Origin of the sequence: Aurantibacter crassamenti (assembly GCF_016811105.1) — a bacterium.
Classification (GTDB): Bacteria; Bacteroidota; Bacteroidia; order Flavobacteriales; family Flavobacteriaceae; genus Aurantibacter_A; species Aurantibacter_A crassamenti.
This window is the reverse complement of the sequence record NZ_JAFBGM010000001.1, coordinates 63,134-83,012: the sequence shown is the minus strand read 5'-3', so window position 1 is coordinate 83,012 and position 19,879 is coordinate 63,134. Positions and strand designations below refer to the sequence as shown.

The following is a 19,879-nucleotide window of genomic DNA, read 5'->3' as shown; positions in this document are numbered from 1 at the left end:
TGCAATTATGCAACTATGCTCACTACTCTTAACTCTTATTTTGCATGAATTGGAGCTTTTTCACTTCTGCCCCATGCAATAAATAAAGCTATTGCCATTATTATAACGTTCATACCAATTGCTGAAAATTCACCTCTTGAAACATGAAATCCTGCAGCAAATACCATTATTAAAGCTAAACCTAAGGCTGCCCAAACGGTTAAAAATGGTTTGAATCGAAATATTGCAGGCACCAATAAACCTAACCCGCCTAGAAGTTCGCTAATTCCAATAAAGCGTACTAAGCTAAGTGGGGTAGATGTTACCCACGGTAACGATTCTGCTAAGGCCTCAATGGGTTGAAAAGTTTTCATTACTCCAGCCATAATAAACATAACTGCTAATAGGCCTTGTGCAACCCATAATGTAATATGTATTGCTTTGTTGTTTTGTTGATTTGTCATTTCTTTAATTTTTTTATTAGAATCTGATGCAAAGTTGCGTTCAACTGATCTAATTAAAAATAAGATACCTTAAGAAATGACCTATTATTTACTTTTTTGCAATCTTTCGTCTTATATCACTTAAATATTCAGGTGTAACACCAATATATGATGCTATGAGCTTCAACGGAAGTCGTTGTACTAATGTTGGGTAGGTTTCTGTAAAATCTAAATACCGTTTTTCAGATGACCAGCTTAGTAGACCAATGATTCTTTTATTTGTGGCAATCATATTATTTCTAGATTTAATTGCCAACTCTATTAGAGTTTTCTTTTCTAGTTTTGAAAAATCTCCAAAATCGGATCTTGAAATTAACGAAACTTCTGAATCTTCTATGGCTTCTATAGAAACTAATGATGGTACTTGGTTTGTAAAACTGTCTAAGTCTGAAATCATCCAATTCTCTGGCGCGAATTGCATAATATGCTCTTTTCCTGCATTATCTACCGCATAACTTTTAAGACAACCACGGTTTACAAAATAGCCGTATTTCGTAATTTCACCTTGCTTTAAAAGTATTTCACCTTTTACAATTTTTTTTATTTGGGCGGTTTTATGATTTAGCATTTTAAGCTGGTTTGATTAATAATTTCGCCTTCTTTTTTAATTTTAGTTTGATTGTATAAAATGTAGGTCATGTATTTTACTGCAATTGTTATTCTGTTTTTATAGCCACACCTTTAAACATGAATTCATTGCTGCTAATCTTTAATTTTTTACCACTAGTAGTGTTCACATTCTTAAGTACAACTTCTTTAGTTATGATATACGGATACTTTTCTTGAAAAGAGTCGTCAATCATCTGTTTGTTGAAATCTTTAAAAATGGTAATACCTTTATTTATTTCGGGTTGTTCAGAATCATCAATTTTAAGGTTTTCTATAATAATTCGTTCGGGCATATAACAGGTGTATCCGAAGTCATGCATACCAGAATAGGAACCACTAAAAAGGCTAGCATTTGTAGTCTTATCTGGTCTTGGTATAAAAATACTGTTGCGAATAATTATTTCACCTTGCCAAGTACTGCCATAATCTGAACGAAGATTAATTAAACTTCTCCCTTTTACTGTTGAATTTTCAAGGGTGAATGTACCCGTGCCAATGGCATTGATGCCCATGTGTCCTAATATTGAATTTCGAATTGTAGCGTTGGCGACGCCTTTATGTGCATCAAATCTTGAAAAGATACAATTGTCAAATAATAAATTTTTAGAATAGTTTGAACTAAAAATTCCCCAATAGGTATTATCATTAATATCATTGGTTTGTCTGCAATTTATAAATGAAGCATTTAGGGTTCGGTTTATTGAAATGTCATACGATCCCATTGAAACTGGTTTGCCGGCAGAACCAATTGTTTTGTATGTTTTGTGCCCTGTCAATAATGCATTTCTAAGCGTTATGTTCGCACAGTCTCGTGTATTGATAAAACCGTGATATGGAGCGCCATTTTCTCCTTCGCCTTTAATACGATGCTCTATTCCATCAATAACTACATTTGAGCGTTTGACAACTATATTTCGAGCATAATAATTGTACTTTGATTCATCTTTATTAGCAATAGTAGTAAATCGTCCGCCGGTAATTTTTAATGTAGTTTGATCCATAGGTAGGGCGGTAGCATCGGTTATTTGATTGAAATCCCATATTATAGGCGTGTCAACATCTACATTGCCATTTTTATCAACTACAAAAATATCAGTTTGGTTGGCTCCTTTATCTTGATTTAAGCCATAGCGTATATAATGTTTTACATTAGAATTGGTAACCGTAATCAGCGATGATTGAGGAAACTTAATGTCAATTTTATTTTGATTTTTCTGTAGTGTTTTTAATCCTTCTAGTTTATACGCTTGCAGGGTAGAACTTACTATAAAAACGGGGGTTCTACGATTAACAACTTCAGTGTCATCAATTATAAATTTTGAGGTGCCAAAATCTGTATCGGTTTGAATAATAGCAGATCGTTCTTTACCAGAAATATAATATGTCGCTCCCTCATCTGCTTTCACTTTAAGACCGTTTTTATTGGCAAAAGCATGTGTTGCCGCAATTGCATCTATGGCATCAGTTTTTCCATCGCCAATTGCGCCAAAGTCGCTATACTGCACTGTGCCCTGAGCTTTTAATTTAATGACATCTTTTGGGGCTACATTCACATGTAATTCTCCATTTTTGGTTGAGCGTACTTTGGTTTTGTTTTCTTTGGATGTAATCACTACATTTTCAAGTGAATTTTCAGTTTGTCCTTGCACTAATAATACACAGGAAAAGAAGAATAATAAGAAGGAATATTTCATTTTTGGTACAAGTTGTTTGTTATCAGTTTCAGTTAAATTAATTTAAGATTATAAGATATCAGGTTTATTTGTGATTTTCATTAAAATCAAATAATATTTGCTCAACTACATGAAAAAATAGTTTGTTGTAGTGAACATTGTCGTGGTGATTGTATTCGTTTTTACCTAGCTGGTCACAGCCTTCAATATGATTATTTTATGCATTCTTAATTTGATTTTTTAAAACGCATCATAGGTACATCACTAATCATTAAATTTAATTTTCCGTCATCATCAATTTTATAGGTATCTACTTTTCGAATGATATTTAAAAAGAACTGTTCACCTTCACCACAATACATCAACGTTGTTGGGCCAGGTTCACCAAAAGAAATATCGTTGTCATTCAATGTAAAGTTTGCTGAATAACCGTTGCAGCTACTGTTTCCTGAAACTTTCTGAGTTGAATTATCAAATTTTATTTTTGGTTTTTTGTCAGGGTATAAACCAGCAAAAGCAATTCTTGGTCCGGAAAGATATTCAAGCTCCCAAGTGGTATTAAAAAGCATAGCACTCTTCATTTTTTTTGAAGTTGAACATGAACTGATGAACAATGAGCAAATTAGTAGGGTGAAAATTTTAGCTTTCATATTTATAAGTCATTATGTTTTATTCTTTTGTAAAATCTGAATAATACTAATTTCAGCAAGAAATTAGAGCAATCTTAGTTTAGTTCTTTCTCAAAACAAATACTGTTTTCAGCTTTTACATATTCACCAAAATTTGGTATTTTTTTATAGTTGTTTTTTTCATAAAACCGAATGACATAAGGCTTCTCTTTTAGTGTTTCTAGGATGCATTTTTTGAAATTCAATTCGGAACTCCAATTTTCTAGCTCATTTAGTAGTAGGTTGGCAACACCTTTTCCCCGATGTGATTGGAGTACATACATCCTTTTAATTTCTGCTTCACTTTTAGAAAATGCTTTCATACCGCCACAGCCAATAGGCTTTTCATTTTCATCATAAGCAATAACGGTGTATTTAATTTTTTCAATCGTATTTAGTTTATCATAAAATGATTTTTCTTCTTTATAATAAATACCCAAATCTACATCTAACTCTGCAACCAAGTTTTGAAAATCTAAATGGTCTGAATTCGTTCTTTTTATAAGTATCATTGGATTTATTTGATTGTAAAATTAAGCGATTATATTCAGTACTTCTTAAGCTAATTATGACAAAGGTCTAACCTATGCTTGATGCAAAAAACTGAATTTAACTAGTGATTTCTTCTATTTTGGATTTAAATATTTTCTTGAACCTTTTCGGAAATTCAGCTTTAATATGAATTGTTTGATTTGTATTTGGATGATTGAAACGTAGGGAATAGGCATGTAAATACAAGCCTTTACCTTTTAAAATTAAATTTTCAATTCCGTATGATACATCTCCTAAAATAGGTTTATTAATGCTTGATAAATGTTTGCGCAATTGATGTCTGCGGCCTGTTTGAGGTTCTAGTTGTACTAAGTTGAGTTTGCCGAATCTATCTGAGGAGACTGAGTCTAAAACTGTATAATTCGATTCTGATTTTTTACCATCAATTGCTGAAATAATTTTTCCAGATGCATTCATTTCACCAATAGTGACAGCGAAATACGTTTTTACTACTTTTTTGTCTTCAAACATTTTATTTAAAGCACGAATACTATTGCTCGTTTTTCCTATTAATAAGACACCTGTGGTTGCATAATCTAATCGATGTACAGGTTGTGGTTTTGCAGTATCAGCTAAGGTACTCGGTTGCAAGTTTTGGACTAAGGCATTGGTAATGGTTTTAAAGCTATTGCCACTGACTAAAATACCCGAAGGTTTATGAATTGCTGCTATATAATCATCTTCAAATAAAACGGTTAATGGAAATACTAGTTGCCTATTTATATTTATTGTTTCTGGAATAGAGATTCGAATTTGTTCACCTCCTATAATCATGGTAGCAGAAGTTGCAATCAAATTATTTACAGTAATAAATTTTTTCTTTAATGCTTTTTTTAGTGCTGATTTTGTTAAGGCTGAGATAAAAATACCAACACCATATTCTTGTAAGCGAATTGGTGAAGGTAACATGGGAACAATATGTGTTTCGGTTGAATTGCTGATTGTGCTTTTTTATGCTTTAGAAGTTGAACTTAGAAAGCTAACAGAATTAATGATTTTTAGGTTTATAATAAAATTACATAAACCATTCGAATACTTTTTAAATTCGAACTGTTAATTGATTAGAAATAGGTGGTTTTTTGTTAGAACTAATTGAACATATAAAACATATAAAGCTAATTGGAATTATTTAATACATCTAATTGAGGTTGTATAGTCTTTACACTAAAGTGATTAAGTAATGAAGCTGTAAAAGCATTTTTTTTGTGATGTAAAATGGTCTATTTTTAAGGATGAAATCACCGTGAATTCAGTGTATTGTCTAAACTTAAAAAACTACATCTTGCTTAAAAAAAAGACCTTTCAAATTTTTGTTTTCCTGATACTTTTAATGTCTTCTTATACAAGCTTTTCTCAAGCCGATTATTCGGTATTAGATTATTGGGATTATTATTCTGATGCTGAGAATGTACTTTACAAGCAGCAAACTGATTTGTCCTTTAAAAGTTTGACCGAAAGAAAAGAGGCTATTGAAGCGTTACAAACCAAAAACGACTGGCTAGAACGCCAAAAGTTGGTTAAAGAAAGATTAAATGAATCTGTAGGTCCGTTTCCTGAAAAAACACCTTTAAACCCTGTTATCGTAAAAAAAATAAAGAAAGAGGGTTATACTGTAGAGAAATTATATTTCGAATCAACGCCTGGTGTAAAGGTTACGGCGGCCTTTTTTATCCCTAAAGGAAAACGAAAAAACCTACCAACAATTATTTATTGTAGTGGTCATACTGATTTAGCATTTCGTAATGAGGTCTATCAACAAGTCATTCTTAATTTGGTGAAAAAGGGATTTGCAGTTCTAGCTTTTGACCCCTTCGGTCAGGGTGAGCGATTGCAATATTTTGATACTGAACTTGGAAAGTCTCGCTTTAGTTCTACAAAAGAACATTCATACCCCGGAGCACAGCTTTTTATCAATGGTTCCTCTTCAGCGAAATATATGATTTGGGATGGCATTCGAGCAGTAGATTATTTATTGACACGTAGCGAAGTAGATAAAAATCGAATAGGTATTACCGGTAGGTCTGGTGGTGGTACTCAATCTTCTCACATTGCAGCTTTTGACGAACGTATTAGGGCGGCGGCACCTGAATGTTATTTGACAAGTATGGAATATCAGTTGAAAAGCCAAGGCCCACAAGATGCAGAGCAGAATTTTTCTAAGAGTATAGCTCTCGGTTTAGATCATGCAGATTTATTGGAGGTTCGGGCGCCTAAACCAACTTTGATGATAACAACAACGCGAGATATTTTTAGTATTCAAGGTGCGCGTGACACATACCATGAAGCACAAAAGGCATTTAAAGCTTTGGGTCAAGAGGATAATATTGCTATGGTTGAAGACAATGCAGGTCATAAATCGACTTTAAAAAACAGGGAAACGATGTATGCCTTTTTTCAAAAGCATTTAGATAATCCGGGAAATTCAAAAGATGAAGAAGTAAGCTTTTTTTCTGTGGAAGAATTGCATGTCACAAAAACTGGTCAACTAGCTACATCATTACAAAGTGATTTCTTGTTTGATATTAATAAAAATCTCTCTGAAGCGAACAAGGCGAGTTTGGAAGAAAAACGAAGCAATCTTGACCGGCATATGCAGGGTTTGAAACAAAAAGTAAATGAAGTATCTGGATTTGTGAAACACGAAAAAAGCGGAAAATTGATTTTTTCTGGACAAACCGAATTTGAAACCTATTTTTTGAGTAAGTACTTAATTGTTCAATCAGACCATAAAATAATTCCGTTTGTAACTTTTGTACCTAAAAAGGCTTCTGACCGTACTGTTTTATATCTAGATAACCTGAGTGAAAAAAAATCGGATTCGCTTTATGCACTTCCTTTAGAACTAGTTAAAAATGGAGTAACAGTGATTGCACCCGACTTACCTGGATTTGGTGAACTAGGCCCAGGATATTTAAAAGGCGATGCCTATTTCACAAATACCTCATACAATCAATGGTTTGCAGGTATTATGAATGGTAAAAGTACAATGGCTATACATGCAGAAAGCATTTCTATAGTACTACAATTTTGTCAAGAAGATTTACAACTTGGCAACACTAAAATTTTCGGAATGGCCAAAGCAGGTTTCGCTTCTAGTTTGTTGCACGCCTCTTTATTAGGTGCGCAATTCGATGAAATAGCACTAATAAATCCTATGCCTACTTTTCAATCGATAGTTTTAGAAAAGAATTATAACTCAGAATATATTCCATTTACAGTTGCTGGGGCATTACCCCATTATGATTTGCCAGACTTGGCCGCTGCTTTCGCTCCTAAAAGAATGACGATAATTCAAGAAAAAAAATCAAATAAAGATGAGGCTTCTTGGCATAATGATATTGTGAAAAAACAATATGCATTAAATGGTAAGCAAGCTAATTTTTCAATTCTTAGTGAAGATTCGAGTCAAGATTTGGAAAAAATATTTGATGCTTTTGGGTTGTAATTTATCGGTCTAAATATAGAAAACCTTGAAGGGTTAAATTTTTGTCACCTACGGTAACAAGGTAGAAATATATGCCCTCAGGTAAACCTTGATCTTTACTTATGGCTGATATGTTTACACCTGTTATTCCATTAAATTCATTGAAATAGTTTTTTTGTTCAAAAACCTTAAGTCCGTTTCTAGAAAATATATGTAGATGATTACTATCATAATTTTCTAACTCTGGTATATACAGATAATCATTGATTCCGTCTCCGTTAGGAGTAACTAAATAATGATAACCTTTATGTAAAATATCGGTTTTGGTATGTAGGATTCCAAAGGTTATAGCGCTATAGCGATTAGGAATAAACGAGGTTGATGAAATAAAGCCTTCTTCAATATTTCCTGAACGGTCAATTGCTACTAGGTTAGTCCATTGCATTAATTCTTTATCGAAACCTACAACAGTTAAATTGTTCAAATCATTAGTAATATCTTGAAGTTGGCTTCGATTGTTCCAACCTATTGTTATCATGGCACTAGTGTCACCTTCTAAAATCCAATATTCTTTATTGCTGATTGATGTCAAATCGGAATTGGCTTCTATTTTGTTGGAAAAATTTAAAGTACCATTTTCAAATAGGTAAGTACTTTTAAAAGATGCCATAATACCACCTGTATCAATGCCTATAGGTCTTAAATATTCTTCGTCACCAATGGGAAATAGAAAACTTTGTACATTAGATATTGATACATACCCATTAACTTTTGAAAAAATTGATTCTCCATTATAGAAAGAAGTAGAAGAAAGTTCTAAATAGTTTGAGTTACTTAATTTAGAGGTTATTAAATCTCCAAATATGAAATTGGTATTATTATTTACCTTAAGCGGAATTTGTAGAAAAACCCCTTGATCATTATTGATTTCGATATCGTGAAATTGTGGTGAAATAGACCCAGATATATAATTTTGGTAGCTTCCATAAAATCCTGCAAGTCCTGATGAGTTGTTAAACACACCATCATTTTCAAAAGAAGAATAGATTCCTAATTGACCATTGGTGTGAATTTCTAAATCACCAAAATTTCGAATAGTTTGGGCTTTGATACCATGTGAGAAAAGCATATTAAATGCTAAAATAGAGATACACCTTCTCATCATATCAAAAGTCTAAGATGGTGAAATAACAGGTTCTATCTACATAAATATCACTACCAAGAAATCCTCCTCCTTTATGTACTATTGAAATACTAAATGTTGTTGTTGTCTGTGCAGTAACGTAAATATTAATATCATTGGTTCCTGTCTCTAAAACACTTAGTTGAATAGGGTAGTTGGTAGTAGATCTAGCTGTTCCCATAGTAAATGTATATCGACCTGTGCCAGTTTTAGTGGCACTACTAATTCCACTGGCAGAATAACTATTTGCGGCTGCTAGAAGTGTTCCGTATGCTTTAATAGGGTTATTAAAATATGCGCCACCATCTGTTCCTACTGAAATACTATTATCAGTATTAGTACTTACTAAATTTACAGTTTGTGAAGTTCCATCTTCGCTATTGTGGGTAATTATTCCAGTGCTGCTATTCTGTGAAATTGACGACTTTGTTTCTAAACTAGAAATGGGTAATTTTCTTAAATTACCATTTGTATCGGTCGTTATCAATTCATCTCCTGACACTCCTACAGGTATGTCTCGGATTCTAGCATTACCGTCTATATCTAATCTGACCTCTGGGGAATTCGTTCCAAGACCTAAACGAGAATTAGTACTGTCCCAGTAAAGATTGCTATTATCTTGACTAGGGTGATTATCAGAGCCAGCATAAAAAATTGAACCTGATGTACCCGTATGTTCTAAATTTATCCATGATGTACCATTCCAAATCTTTGGTATAGTATTTTCAGCATCTGACGTGTCAAACCAAACGTCATTTTGGATTGGTACTGATGGTGCAGTAAGATCAGTTGTGACTGCATTATTATTTATTATAACAAGGCTACCTTTTTTGTCGATAGCCTCAACCTTTTGCGCAACGATGTGAAGATTTATCATCATTGCACCAAAAAGTACTATTAGCTTACAATTGTAATGCATTAAGGAGCATTGTTATGAGTATGAATATTGTAGTAATGTGAATCTTATAGTCGTGTCTATTACCTTATGTATTGTACTTCCACAATATCACCCGCGTAGATTGAGTAATCATTTTCAACTAAAGTAACTGTTGAGGCTGCCACCGTATAGTCAACATTAGCTATTAGTTTAGCTCCATTTCTGTAAACCCATACTTGGCTAAAAGCTGGTAGCGTCGGACTCCCAGTTAAAGGGTATGCCACTTGTGCAGCTGTGGCGGTAAAACTTTCTTGTCCGCTTTGCAGTAAATCTGCTGCCAATAATTTTTTAGTTGCTCCGGTAGCCTCATCACGTACTAAAATAGTATAACCAGTTCCGGTTCCATGGTCTGATCCAGTTGTGGCATCAGTAGAAGCTGTTTCTGTAGTGATTAGTTCAATACCATCTAAACCAAATACATTTCCGTCTACATCTATAAAGGTATCATCGGTTAGTGTGCCACCTAATTGCCATGTAGTGGTTGTAACATCATTTGTAGTATTAGAAAGCATGGTCATTCCGTTTTTCGATTGTAGGTACTTAATTGTTCCTTTATTATCAATAACACGAACAGCTCCTGCTGTAGTAGTAGTGCCGGGATCAATGTCTGCTTGCTTGGTTACATCACCTGTAGTTTGTTGCGCACTTAGTGAAGCACCAATTATCATACATATACCGAAGACTGTGGCTTTAAGAGTATTAAATAGATTGTTTGTTTTCATAATTTTTGATTTTAATGTTAAAAATGTTTTGGAGATTATTTATTAAAAAATTTGTACAATTCGTATGCTATCATTCTGGTAACAAGAGATTTCACTTTCCAATTCTATTGTATTGTTATCTATTGTGGTGAAAGCTATTCTTATTCCGTTTCTATATACTTCGATTTTTTTACTATCTATAATAGAAATAGGTGTAGTGAATTGTGTTTGTCCGGTGCTCGCTAAAAGCACTGTTTGTTCTTGTTGAATTTCAGTACCGTCTATGCCAGCTGGGCCCTGAGGGCCAGTGTCCCCTTTTAGGTCTGAAAAATTTGGTGAGGTAAATGATGTGCCGTCAGATGATGTTATTGTAAATGAGCCGTCTTCATTGTCTATAATAGAAAAAGAACCAGCATTATCATTACATAGATTTTGCCAATTACTTCCGTTAAAAGCGTAGACACAATTAGTGTCGGTATTATAAACCAATGCACCTTTTAATGGAACAATGTTCAACATTTGTGAATTGGTAACCCTGGTCAGAACTAATGCCTTAGAAGTACTTTCGAGTTCAAAAAGTGAGGCATCGTGAATTGAACTTACATCATCACCAATTTTCAATTGGGCAATGCTAGTTTGGGTCAGAAGTATCGTAAAAAATATTATTAAGTAGAATTTGTTAATTATCATAGCTCTTTGCGTACTTCGAGCTAAGTAATTCAATTTGTGCTTAATACATAAATAATTGTTGTATAACTGAGGAAAATAGTACTAAAATACTACAAATATGTTGTAAGAAAATACTTATATTTTTTTGTTGAGACTAATTTTTTAGGTAACACGTAATATTTTTTCCATTTTACGGCCTTTGGCCAATTCATCAACTAGCTTGTCTAAATATCTTACTTTTTGTGTTAGTTGATTTTCAATATCTTCTATTCGATAACCGCAAATAACGCCTTTTATAAGATGTGCATTTGGATGTAATGTTGCATCTTGAAAGAATTTATCGAATGTTGCTTTTTCATCAATAAAAAATTTCAGTTTTAGTTCGTCATAACCTGTTAACCATTCTATAACTTGATGTAACTCGGCGATTGTTCTTCCTTTTTTTTCCACCTTAGTTACGTAATGTGGATACACAGATGCAAATGTCAATTTTGCCATCCGTTCATTATGCTCAGCTGTGACTTTCATTTTTATAGTGATTCAAAAAGAAGTAGTCGAACTGACGATTTAGGTAAGTCCACCATGAGGTTGAAATCTTTACTGCTCAAAATTTGTTCTCGGTCTATATCCAAATTGTGATTATCGTCTAATAAATATTCGCTACACTTTAATTCATTTTTAAAAATAGCATTTTTAATCTGGAGTTTATAGCGAGCGGCATCATCGCCGAAATTACTTAACAAAACAGCTGTTTTTCCGTCACTTAATTTAGTAGATGCAATAATAGAAACACCTGTTTCCTTTTTATTTCCTGAAGTAGAAACCCGTGTGCCCAATTGTACCATTTTGTGATAGGCTTCTAATGCGTGAATTGCCTTTTTTGGCACTCCTGTTGCATCAAAAAGACCAAAACGAAATATGGTTCCAAAAGCAGAATAGTATTGTGCCATATCTAGTTCAGTATCTTGCATATAAGATAAAACTGCGACGGTAAACGCTGACCCAGGAGCGGCCATTGTTTGTGCCATTCCATCTCGTGTTTCAGCTCTGCTTTTACCAGACCAAGATGGTACGTAATTCCATTCAGAAAGACTGATTTCTGCATCTTTAAATCCATGTTTTCTTATTGTAGCGTTCGATATTTCTATTCTTTTCATGAAGTCATCTGTACTTTTACTATAGATATGATAGGAAACAAAGTCTAAAGGGGAATTGGTTTTTTTACAATGTTTAAGGAAAGCCTCACCAAGCGCACTATCCATATTATAGGCAAGAGTTGGTCCTCCAATTTTCAGGTTTGTATCTAGTTTTTTTAGGGTCTTTGCTGTTATTTCATACAATTGAAGATACTGTTCTTGAGTTCCTGACCAGCACTCTGCTATATCTGGCTCATTCCAAATTTCCCAATATTGAATATCCCAATGAAAACCATCTGCCCAGCCCATATTGTAATGCTCCACAATCCGAGAACAAATGCGTGCCCATTTCTTAAAATCTTTTGGTGGATGGATATAAAATTTTGGCTCACCATGCTCAATACTTTCACCAAGCCTAAATATTACTTTTGCACCAAGATCTAAGATTGACTTTATGTATAGGTCTGTCTTTTCAAAATGATAATTTTTAGGATCATTTTCATCAGCATCAAAGTTTGGAAAGATGGTGTGGATATCAACCGTTTCTTCATCGGAATATCGTGTATCATGAAGGCGTACATGTGGAGGGCCGAAGGTTTTGAAATATTCACTATTGTCAAATGCATTTCCTAATCTAACTCTCGGACCGCCGTTTACTCCGTTCAAGGGCTTGAAACTACCTATGGTTTTGGATAGATCAACCGTAAATTCAGGCATAATTGCTGTCTCATTGCTTTGAGCTAGTAGTGTATTTCCAGTTATTAATCCTAAAAATAAAAAAACACTAAAGAATGCTGATTTAATACAATTGTTTGTTCTCATAGGTTTTTGGATAATTTTTAGTATTGTGTGGGTTCAATAAAAAATGAATGTGCTTAAGTATTGTTAAGCTTAGTTTTTTTCGAGTTGTAATTTCGTCCGGTTCTGAATCCAAAATAAGCAAGCAGCACTAAAAGTGCAATTTGGACTGTAAACAGAATTTGCGATATAACTTTCAATCCATTTTTAACCACATTTTCACTTTCAACAATGGAGACATTAATGGTTGGTCCACTAAAAAAACCTAACATTGTAATAGTTTTTCCCAGCGCTATTGTAAACAAAATCGTAGCAATTATTAGCACTAAGTTTACCGTCATATTCTTAAATCTATTTCGAATTGTTCTAATAAAATAAATCGTAAAAAAAAGCGAAACTGATAATAGAAATATCAAATGAATATTGGAAATAACAAAATAGGTGTCATGAATATTAATATCAAAGGTTGAGTTAATATTAAACCCGTCTATCCCAAAAAAGATAAGAATCAAAACTAACACAATTACGATAGTTCCAACTAACCAAAAAATTTCTTTTTTATTCAAATTTTTATTTTTGGTTTAATTCTTTAATATTAAACACAGAGTAGTGTGCCTAATGCATTCAACACGAATTAAAGTTTAATCTTTCAATTGAAAGTCTATGGTAGAAACCACCCTCACCATTTTAATTTGCGGGGTGTTTTCATCTCTATCATTAATTGAAAAAAGGCCTTGTCTTGCCATCCTAATTTCCCCGACCTGAGAATCAGAATCACGTGCAAATTTTTCTGCAACTTCTCTAGCATTTTTGGTAGCTTCTTCAATCATTGAAGGTTTAAGATCATTTAATCCTGTGAAAATATACTCAATGGGCCTCCATGTATTCTTAGATCCGAGTAAAATTCCTTTTGACATTAGTGTCAAGTATTCAGAAAGCGATTTTTGAAGCTTGTTAATATCATTTGTTCTAACCGTAAACTCTGATTTAGCTAAATATCTGAAATCGTTGTTCCGAAAATTAGAATTATATATATCGGCGCGCACATCATTAATATTGGTGCTACCTTTAGTTAGTTCATTCTTTTCAAATCCTTGAGCAATAAAAAAATCGTATACTTCATCATTTTGCTTTTCAATATTGTTTTTGAGAGCGTTAAGGTCATTTGCTGTAAGGGTAATGTTAATTGGCCAAACCGCTAAATCAGCATTTACTTCACGTTCAGAAAGCCCTTTTACTTGTACAAAGCGGTCATATTGTTTGCCAGTTTTGTGCATGTTTCCAATAAAAAACCCGGCAATGACAATTGAAATACAAAATATTAAGGTTTTTAACCAGTCAATTTTCATGATGTCTTAAATTTTAATAGTTGCATAATGCAGCGTTAATGAAGCTCCGAATTTTTTGGAGGTTCTGTATCGAAGATACAAATAAGAAAAAAAAGACGATAAGGCTTTGTCAAATTGTCTGTAGTCTTTGGATGGTGAATTTTTTCTTAATGTGCTAAATTGGATAGCACAGTTGAGAACTGACCAATTAAGTGCGGCCATTGTTGAACGGCTTTGCATTTAAAAGTGACGCCGAATTTAATAATTTGACGACTTCACATGTAAACCCCAGCTTTTTTGCTAGCAAAGACTTTGGCCAATTTCTAACACCTATTAAACTTTGACAAAGATTTTTTTCTTGTAAAGTATGTATAGTAATAACCAGATTAAAACCACTCCACCTAATGCATTAATCACTTCATGCCATTGCTCGGGTAGTGGCGCATAAAGGCCGCCAAACAATTGTTCTGAGGTATACGAAAAGCGTATAAACCGAAAGGCAAAGTATATTACAAGTGAATTGAGACCAATTACTTTGAAAAAGAAAGTCCATTTTTGATACCCTTTTACATCAATAATCCAATAGAATAACGCCAGTATTAAAAACCCGAGTCCGCTTGTTAATACAATGAAAGAACTTGACCACAGTCGTTTATTTATCGGAAAGTGCAGATTCCATATCAAACCGATTACCACACAAATTAGCCCAATACCAACTAAGGTTAATGTCTTCTTATTTTCGGTTGATTTATTACGAAGTATATCACCGGCTAGACTTCCAAAAATAGCAATGCAAACTGCAGGAAAAGTAGTCAAAATACCAAGTTCGTCATAGGTAACTTGATGAAGGCGACCGGGTAGAAATGTGCGATCAAACCATCCTACTAAATTACCTTCAAATGATAAGTCGCCAGCGCCATACCCGGGCACTGGTACCAAGAACATTGCAGCATAATAGATTAAAAGAATACCAGCAATCCAGTAAACTCGTTTGACAAGCGAAAAATTGAGATACAGTAAGGCCGCTACAAAACCAGCAATACCAATTCTACCTAAAACACTACCCAATCGAATTTTGGAGGGTTCAAAATATGGAAATGGACTGTTTTTATATAAAATTCCTAATAAAATTAGTACCACCATTCGAATGAATACTTTTCTGTACAATTTCTTTTTGGGTATACCTTTTGAAACGCCTCTACTGAGCGAAAATGAAAGCGATACACCGGTCATAAATAAGAAAAGCGGAAAAATAAAATCATAAAATACGAATCCATTCCACGGTACATGTTCTAATTGATTGGCAATTGCATCAACCCAAGGCATATCTGTCTTCCCGTGTAACAAGGTGAGAAAGGTTCCGCCGCCGGCGATAAAAAGCATATCAAATCCTCTTAATACGTCTAAAGATAGCAGGCGTTGTTTTGGTTTTTCCGACATAGTTTTGGTGGTTCTTTAAGTTTAATTCTACTTTAGGCTGTTCAATTGACACTTCACAATTCACAATTTATAATTCGCTCTATACCTTTTTCGTTTAGTAAAATTTGCAGCTTATTCGAATTATTTCCGGAGCTATTAATGCGTTTAATTTTTATATCTGGAATTTCGTTTTCATAAGGAGCAACAATGGTCGCAAATCGTATATTTTGCTGTTCATTTGTTTTCTTTAAATTATAACTAAAGGCAGGTCGAGATTCTTTTTCAGTGTATTTAAAAGAAACCTTTCCTTCTTCTTCATTCAGCGAAAGCCCTTTTTGTTTTGTACTACGGACAAAAACATTCCATCCATCATTAAAATCAGAACGTACTGAAAAATCACTTGAATTAAAAATAGCATTACCAGGGGCAAGTTGAAAATGAATATTTACGTCTCCTATTGCTGTTCCTATTGCCTCATCAACAATTACAAAATATTTCTTATCAATAAAAAACACAAACCGACGATGTGTAAGATTCGCATAGCTCTCATTTTCTACAACCAGAATATCTAAATCAGTACCAGGTTGCCATTTCAATAATGTAGGAGCAAATGCAGAATTTTTGCCGTCTAAAGTTAGTGTTTGATGTGCCTTAGTTTGTCGAAACCAATTGCGCCCTTCGGGGTTTCCACTGTAAATGTAACTTCCTGAATCTGGCATTAAAGTTCTTCCGCCAGCATATAAAGTAAACGTACCGTTATCAGGTTGACAATGTGCACCGCCGTCTTCACCATTTTTTAAAACCATACATACAGCATCATTGTTCCATCCACTTCTCAGAGAATAAATTCCACTCTCTTTTAAAGCATATGCTGTTTTTTCAGGCATAAGTCCTTTTTCTCCATCACTTGCCATATAAAGAAAATCTTCTCTATTAAAAAGCTTCGACCATTTTTGAAATGAATTTGAATGTTGCCCGGGTTGCCCGGCCCAAGAATCTCCAAACTGGGCATTGGTACCATCAGGTAGACAGATTTTCATGGGTACTTCGCACATTTTTTCTAATGTAGAAATAAACGAAAGTGGAAAAGCATCTTGAACACCATTTAGTTTCGCCAAATCGTACGTTCGGTAAAACCAATTAATACACCCAATATGATATCCCATGGCTAATTCTCTTTGATGGCCATCAGTATATACTTGCTTGTTTATTTCAATGCTAAATCTACGTAAAGCTTCAGTTTTCCATTGTTCTGAATTCTTAAATTCAGGAAAAGTAAATGCAATAAATGCCAAGCCTTCAGCTTCCATAAGACTCCAATTGCTTCCTGAACTGTACTTCGTCATTAAAAACTCAGCGTGGTCATAACAACTATTAAGAAAAGCGACGAGTACTTCTTTTGTGAAGTGTTCAGATGAAAGAAATTGTTGAAATAAGCCGGTCCAACTTCGCCCTCTTATTCCTGCTTCAATCGATCGCCAAGCATAGTCGTGATCTATATCACGTGGGTTTTTTTGTGTCCAATCTATCAATTGCGCGCACCATTCTTTTGCGTAGCGTTCATCATTTGTATCCGCATAAACCTTTCCCATAGCATTCCAGAAATACATTCGGTTCAGCTGCCAAACCCATTCTTTATCAGGCACAGGTCTTGAATTCCAATTAATATCATCACCACAAAAATGAGCGGGGTAGGCAGGCTGCCCAACAAATACATGTTCTAATGCATCAGTAGCATATTTTAACTCCTTTTCTGTGATTCTAGTATTTTCTGATTTTCTATTGATGGGATGTTTTACACTGTTTCGAGTTTTATAATATTCAAGTAGATCTTTAGCACTGGCGGAAGAATTATCTTGATTGGAAACTATACTTTCTACTAATACTGAATCTAATCGACTAATTAGAGTTTGCGTTTCATTTTCAAAACTAGTGGTCTGGCAAAAGGCCATTATTGATGATAAACCTAAAAAAGTGATTACTAGTTGAGCTTTAATTGTGTTTAAAAAATTCATTTAGTTGATTACTAATATTACATATTCAATTAATACAATGCCCTCATATTTATTGAAAAGGTGATGACTTAAAACCTCATACTATAATCTTTGTATGATTTGATTTAGTGCCTAATGAGACAATGGTTAAAATGGAATTGAAAGTTCGTGAAGATTTTCTAAAATTGGGGTGCAAAAGCAATTAATTTATGATTTAACCTGTATGAATTTCAAAAAGAAGCAGCTAAAATTCAAATAGGTCTTAAAAATTTAGAATATTGAGTTTTAACAAGGTCTATGTTAAATGTATTAAATAGGGATTAAGTATGTGTTTTTTGCTTAGCCCTAAAGATTTACAGGCTTAAGAAGGATAATAGCAGAAATAGTTTTAATACTTTTTAATTAAACTATTTTTAATCACCCCCGTGCGTAGGAAATTTTACTACCTTAGAGTAGGTTTTATGCTTTTCCCCCTACATGATTACTATTGAAAATGAAACTCTAAATGAGTTTTTATGTGGAAAAGAGTTTTTAAAATTTTTATAAGTCTATATCTACCTTTATTGGCACTTTCGTTATTTCTTCTGTATTCACAAAAGAAAGAACAAATACGAAATTTGTCGCAATATCAGCAGCGTGATACAGAACTGAAGAAAAATTACTTACAAGAACAGTGTTATACTTTTCTGCGTGATACCTATTATTGGTCTACTATTAAATATCCCTTAGATTTTGATCCGATAGGAAATCATGAAGATTTTATGAAGCCCTACCTTGAGCTTATAAATGGCATTACTGATTATGACCAGTTTCGCTTTTTAGATTTGACAGGAAAAGAGTTTTATAGGGTAATACGAAAGAGATCTACTTCAATAGAGCCAGACTCATTACAAGATAAGCAAGATCGAGACTATGTTAAAGCAGGACTTGCTCTGAAACAAGGTCAATTGTATCTATCTCAAATAAGTTTGAATAGAGAAAATGGAATTATCGAAAACCCCCATAAACCGGTAATTAGAACGGTGGCACCAATTTATGATGCGAACCATAAAAAAATAGGTTTAGTAGTTATCAATTTTAAAATGAAACGGGTACTTGATAAAATAAAGTCGCAAATAGCGGGTAATAATATTTACCTGTTAGATGAATCTCATAGAATAATAACATCAAGTTTATTTAAAGAAGATGTACCCTATGAATTTAAAACTAAGAATAGTTCAATGGATGATATCTTTGCGTCCAATAATACCATTTATGAGAAGGATACAACCTATTTAAGCAACAATCATATTTGGAGTTTTCATCCGGTAATTTTAAATAAAACAACCTTTAACTTTAGTTCTGTAGTCAATTCCTCTTCAGAAATAATTACCCCTTCAAATTGGGTAATGGTTATGGAAAACCCACCTAGTCTAATTAACGCTTATATTTTAAATAGCTATCAAGGCTTTGTTATGTTCAATTTTTGTGCAATTATTTTATTATTAGCAATTAGTTATATCTATGAAAAGAAAAGAGCGCAGAAAGACCAATTTTATCTTGAAGTAGAAAATAAAAATATACTATTGACCGAAAAAAGCAATCAGCTACTAGAAAATAATTCCGTTATAAAAGATATAAATCATCGTCTAGAAATGCGTAATAGACAGTTAAGTGAATTTAATTATTTGGTGTCTCATAATCTAAGGTCTCCGGTTACAACCATGTCGGTGCTTATTGAAATGATGAAGAACGAAAAAGAACCCGAAAAGTTAAGCTTGCTTTATCCAAAGTTAGAACAAGTTACCACTAGTATTCTAAACCTGTCACAAGATATTAATGAATACGTTTCGATAATTGATAATTCAGAAATTAAGGTTGATGATGTAGACTTATTTTCTTTAATTGATGAAGTGAAAAATGATTTTTCCGAAACGCTTTTGGGTCATAAAACATTTGAAGTAATTGTAAAACCAGAAGCTTGGCGCAATGTGCAATTCTCTAAATTTTACTTAAAAAGTATAATTCAAAATTTGATGTCGAATGCAATTAAATATAGAAAAAATAATAGCACTTCATATATTGAGTTTGAAACTGCCTATGAAGATAAAAGTAAAGTTTTGTACATACGCGATAACGGCACGGGCCTAAACCTTGAAATGCACGGTGATAATCTTTTTAAACTGTACAAAAGATTTCATAGAAATATTTCAGGAAAAGGTATGGGACTATTTTTAGTGAAATCTCACTTAGATGCCCTAGATGCAAGTATTACTGTTCAAAGCGAAGTAGGTAAGGGTATAACATTTAAAATTATATTTTAAAAA

At 33.4% G+C, this 19,879-nt stretch carries 18 protein-coding genes; 2 read left to right on the top strand and 16 right to left on the bottom strand.

The features are described 5' to 3' along the window. Window positions 1-35: 35 nt before the first annotated feature. From JQC67_RS00310 to JQC67_RS00285, 6 genes are all read right to left on the bottom strand, one after another. Window positions 36-443 (bottom strand): DoxX family protein, encoded by a 408-nt coding sequence (locus JQC67_RS00310; protein ID WP_203250875.1) that lies wholly within the window; start codon window positions 441-443, stop codon window positions 36-38. 88 nt (window positions 444-531) lie between these two features. Beyond that, window positions 532-1,050, bottom strand: a complete 519-nt coding sequence (locus tag JQC67_RS00305) for a Crp/Fnr family transcriptional regulator (RefSeq protein ID WP_203250874.1) — start codon at window positions 1,048-1,050, stop codon at window positions 532-534. Between the two features lie 88 nt (window positions 1,051-1,138). Beyond that, window positions 1,139-2,785, bottom strand: coding sequence for a hypothetical protein (locus JQC67_RS00300; protein WP_203250873.1), 1,647 nt, complete (start codon window positions 2,783-2,785; stop codon window positions 1,139-1,141). Between the two features lie 206 nt (window positions 2,786-2,991). After that, the gene (locus JQC67_RS00295; protein WP_203250872.1) at window positions 2,992-3,414 is read right to left on the bottom strand and encodes an META domain-containing protein; all 423 of its coding nucleotides are present in this window, start codon (window positions 3,412-3,414) and stop codon (window positions 2,992-2,994) included. A gap of 74 nt (window positions 3,415-3,488) precedes the next feature. Continuing rightward, the gene (locus JQC67_RS00290; RefSeq protein ID WP_238934418.1) at window positions 3,489-3,944 is read right to left on the bottom strand and encodes a GNAT family N-acetyltransferase; all 456 of its coding nucleotides are present in this window, start codon (window positions 3,942-3,944) and stop codon (window positions 3,489-3,491) included. Window positions 3,945-4,041: 97 nt separating this feature from the next. Beyond that, window positions 4,042-4,893, bottom strand: a complete 852-nt coding sequence (locus JQC67_RS00285; RefSeq protein WP_203250871.1) for an RluA family pseudouridine synthase — start codon at window positions 4,891-4,893, stop codon at window positions 4,042-4,044. 421 nt (window positions 4,894-5,314) lie between these two features. Here JQC67_RS00285 and JQC67_RS00280 point away from each other — a divergent pair, with 421 nt between their 5' ends. Next, window positions 5,315-7,429, top strand: a complete 2,115-nt coding sequence (locus JQC67_RS00280) for an alpha/beta hydrolase family protein (RefSeq protein ID WP_203250870.1) — start codon at window positions 5,315-5,317, stop codon at window positions 7,427-7,429. A 1-nt stretch (window position 7,430) separates the two neighbouring features. On the opposite strand, the gene JQC67_RS00275 is transcribed toward JQC67_RS00280, so the two are convergent. The 10 genes from JQC67_RS00275 to JQC67_RS00230 form a co-directional block, all read right to left on the bottom strand. Next, on the bottom strand, window positions 7,431-8,573 hold the full coding sequence (locus tag JQC67_RS00275; RefSeq protein ID WP_203250869.1) for a gliding motility-associated C-terminal domain-containing protein: 1,143 nt from the start codon (window positions 8,571-8,573) through the stop codon (window positions 7,431-7,433). A 1-nt stretch (window position 8,574) separates the two neighbouring features. After that, complete coding sequence (locus JQC67_RS00270) at window positions 8,575-9,510, bottom strand: hypothetical protein (protein ID WP_203250868.1); 936 nt, start codon at window positions 9,508-9,510, stop codon at window positions 8,575-8,577. A gap of 59 nt (window positions 9,511-9,569) precedes the next feature. Continuing rightward, window positions 9,570-10,250 (bottom strand): hypothetical protein, encoded by a 681-nt coding sequence (locus JQC67_RS00265; protein WP_203250867.1) that lies wholly within the window; start codon window positions 10,248-10,250, stop codon window positions 9,570-9,572. Window positions 10,251-10,292: 42 nt separating this feature from the next. Further along, window positions 10,293-10,850 carry a hypothetical protein gene (locus JQC67_RS00260; protein WP_203250866.1) on the bottom strand — a complete coding sequence of 186 codons (558 nt, stop codon included), beginning with the start codon at window positions 10,848-10,850 and terminating at the stop codon, window positions 10,293-10,295. A gap of 210 nt (window positions 10,851-11,060) precedes the next feature. Further along, window positions 11,061-11,426, bottom strand: a complete 366-nt coding sequence (locus JQC67_RS00255; protein WP_203250865.1) for a DUF2200 domain-containing protein — start codon at window positions 11,424-11,426, stop codon at window positions 11,061-11,063. A gap of 2 nt (window positions 11,427-11,428) precedes the next feature. Then, on the bottom strand, window positions 11,429-12,856 hold the full coding sequence (locus JQC67_RS00250; protein WP_203250864.1) for a GH39 family glycosyl hydrolase: 1,428 nt from the start codon (window positions 12,854-12,856) through the stop codon (window positions 11,429-11,431). 53 nt (window positions 12,857-12,909) lie between these two features. Then, complete coding sequence (locus JQC67_RS00245; protein ID WP_203250863.1) at window positions 12,910-13,398, bottom strand: hypothetical protein; 489 nt, start codon at window positions 13,396-13,398, stop codon at window positions 12,910-12,912. Between the two features lie 75 nt (window positions 13,399-13,473). After that, on the bottom strand, window positions 13,474-14,181 hold the full coding sequence (locus tag JQC67_RS00240; RefSeq protein ID WP_238934417.1) for an SIMPL domain-containing protein: 708 nt from the start codon (window positions 14,179-14,181) through the stop codon (window positions 13,474-13,476). A 312-nt stretch (window positions 14,182-14,493) separates the two neighbouring features. Continuing rightward, a complete protein-coding gene (locus tag JQC67_RS00235) occupies window positions 14,494-15,600 on the bottom strand; it encodes an acyltransferase family protein (protein WP_203250862.1) in 1,107 nt (368 codons plus the stop codon). A 53-nt stretch (window positions 15,601-15,653) separates the two neighbouring features. After that, window positions 15,654-17,594 carry an alginate lyase family protein gene (locus JQC67_RS00230; protein ID WP_203250861.1) on the bottom strand — a complete coding sequence of 647 codons (1,941 nt, stop codon included), beginning with the start codon at window positions 17,592-17,594 and terminating at the stop codon, window positions 15,654-15,656. Window positions 17,595-18,088: 494 nt separating this feature from the next. Between JQC67_RS00230 and JQC67_RS00225 the strand changes: the two genes are divergently transcribed. Next, window positions 18,089-19,876, top strand: coding sequence for a sensor histidine kinase (locus JQC67_RS00225; RefSeq protein ID WP_203250860.1), 1,788 nt, complete (start codon window positions 18,089-18,091; stop codon window positions 19,874-19,876). The last annotated feature ends 3 nt before the right edge of the window (window positions 19,877-19,879 follow it).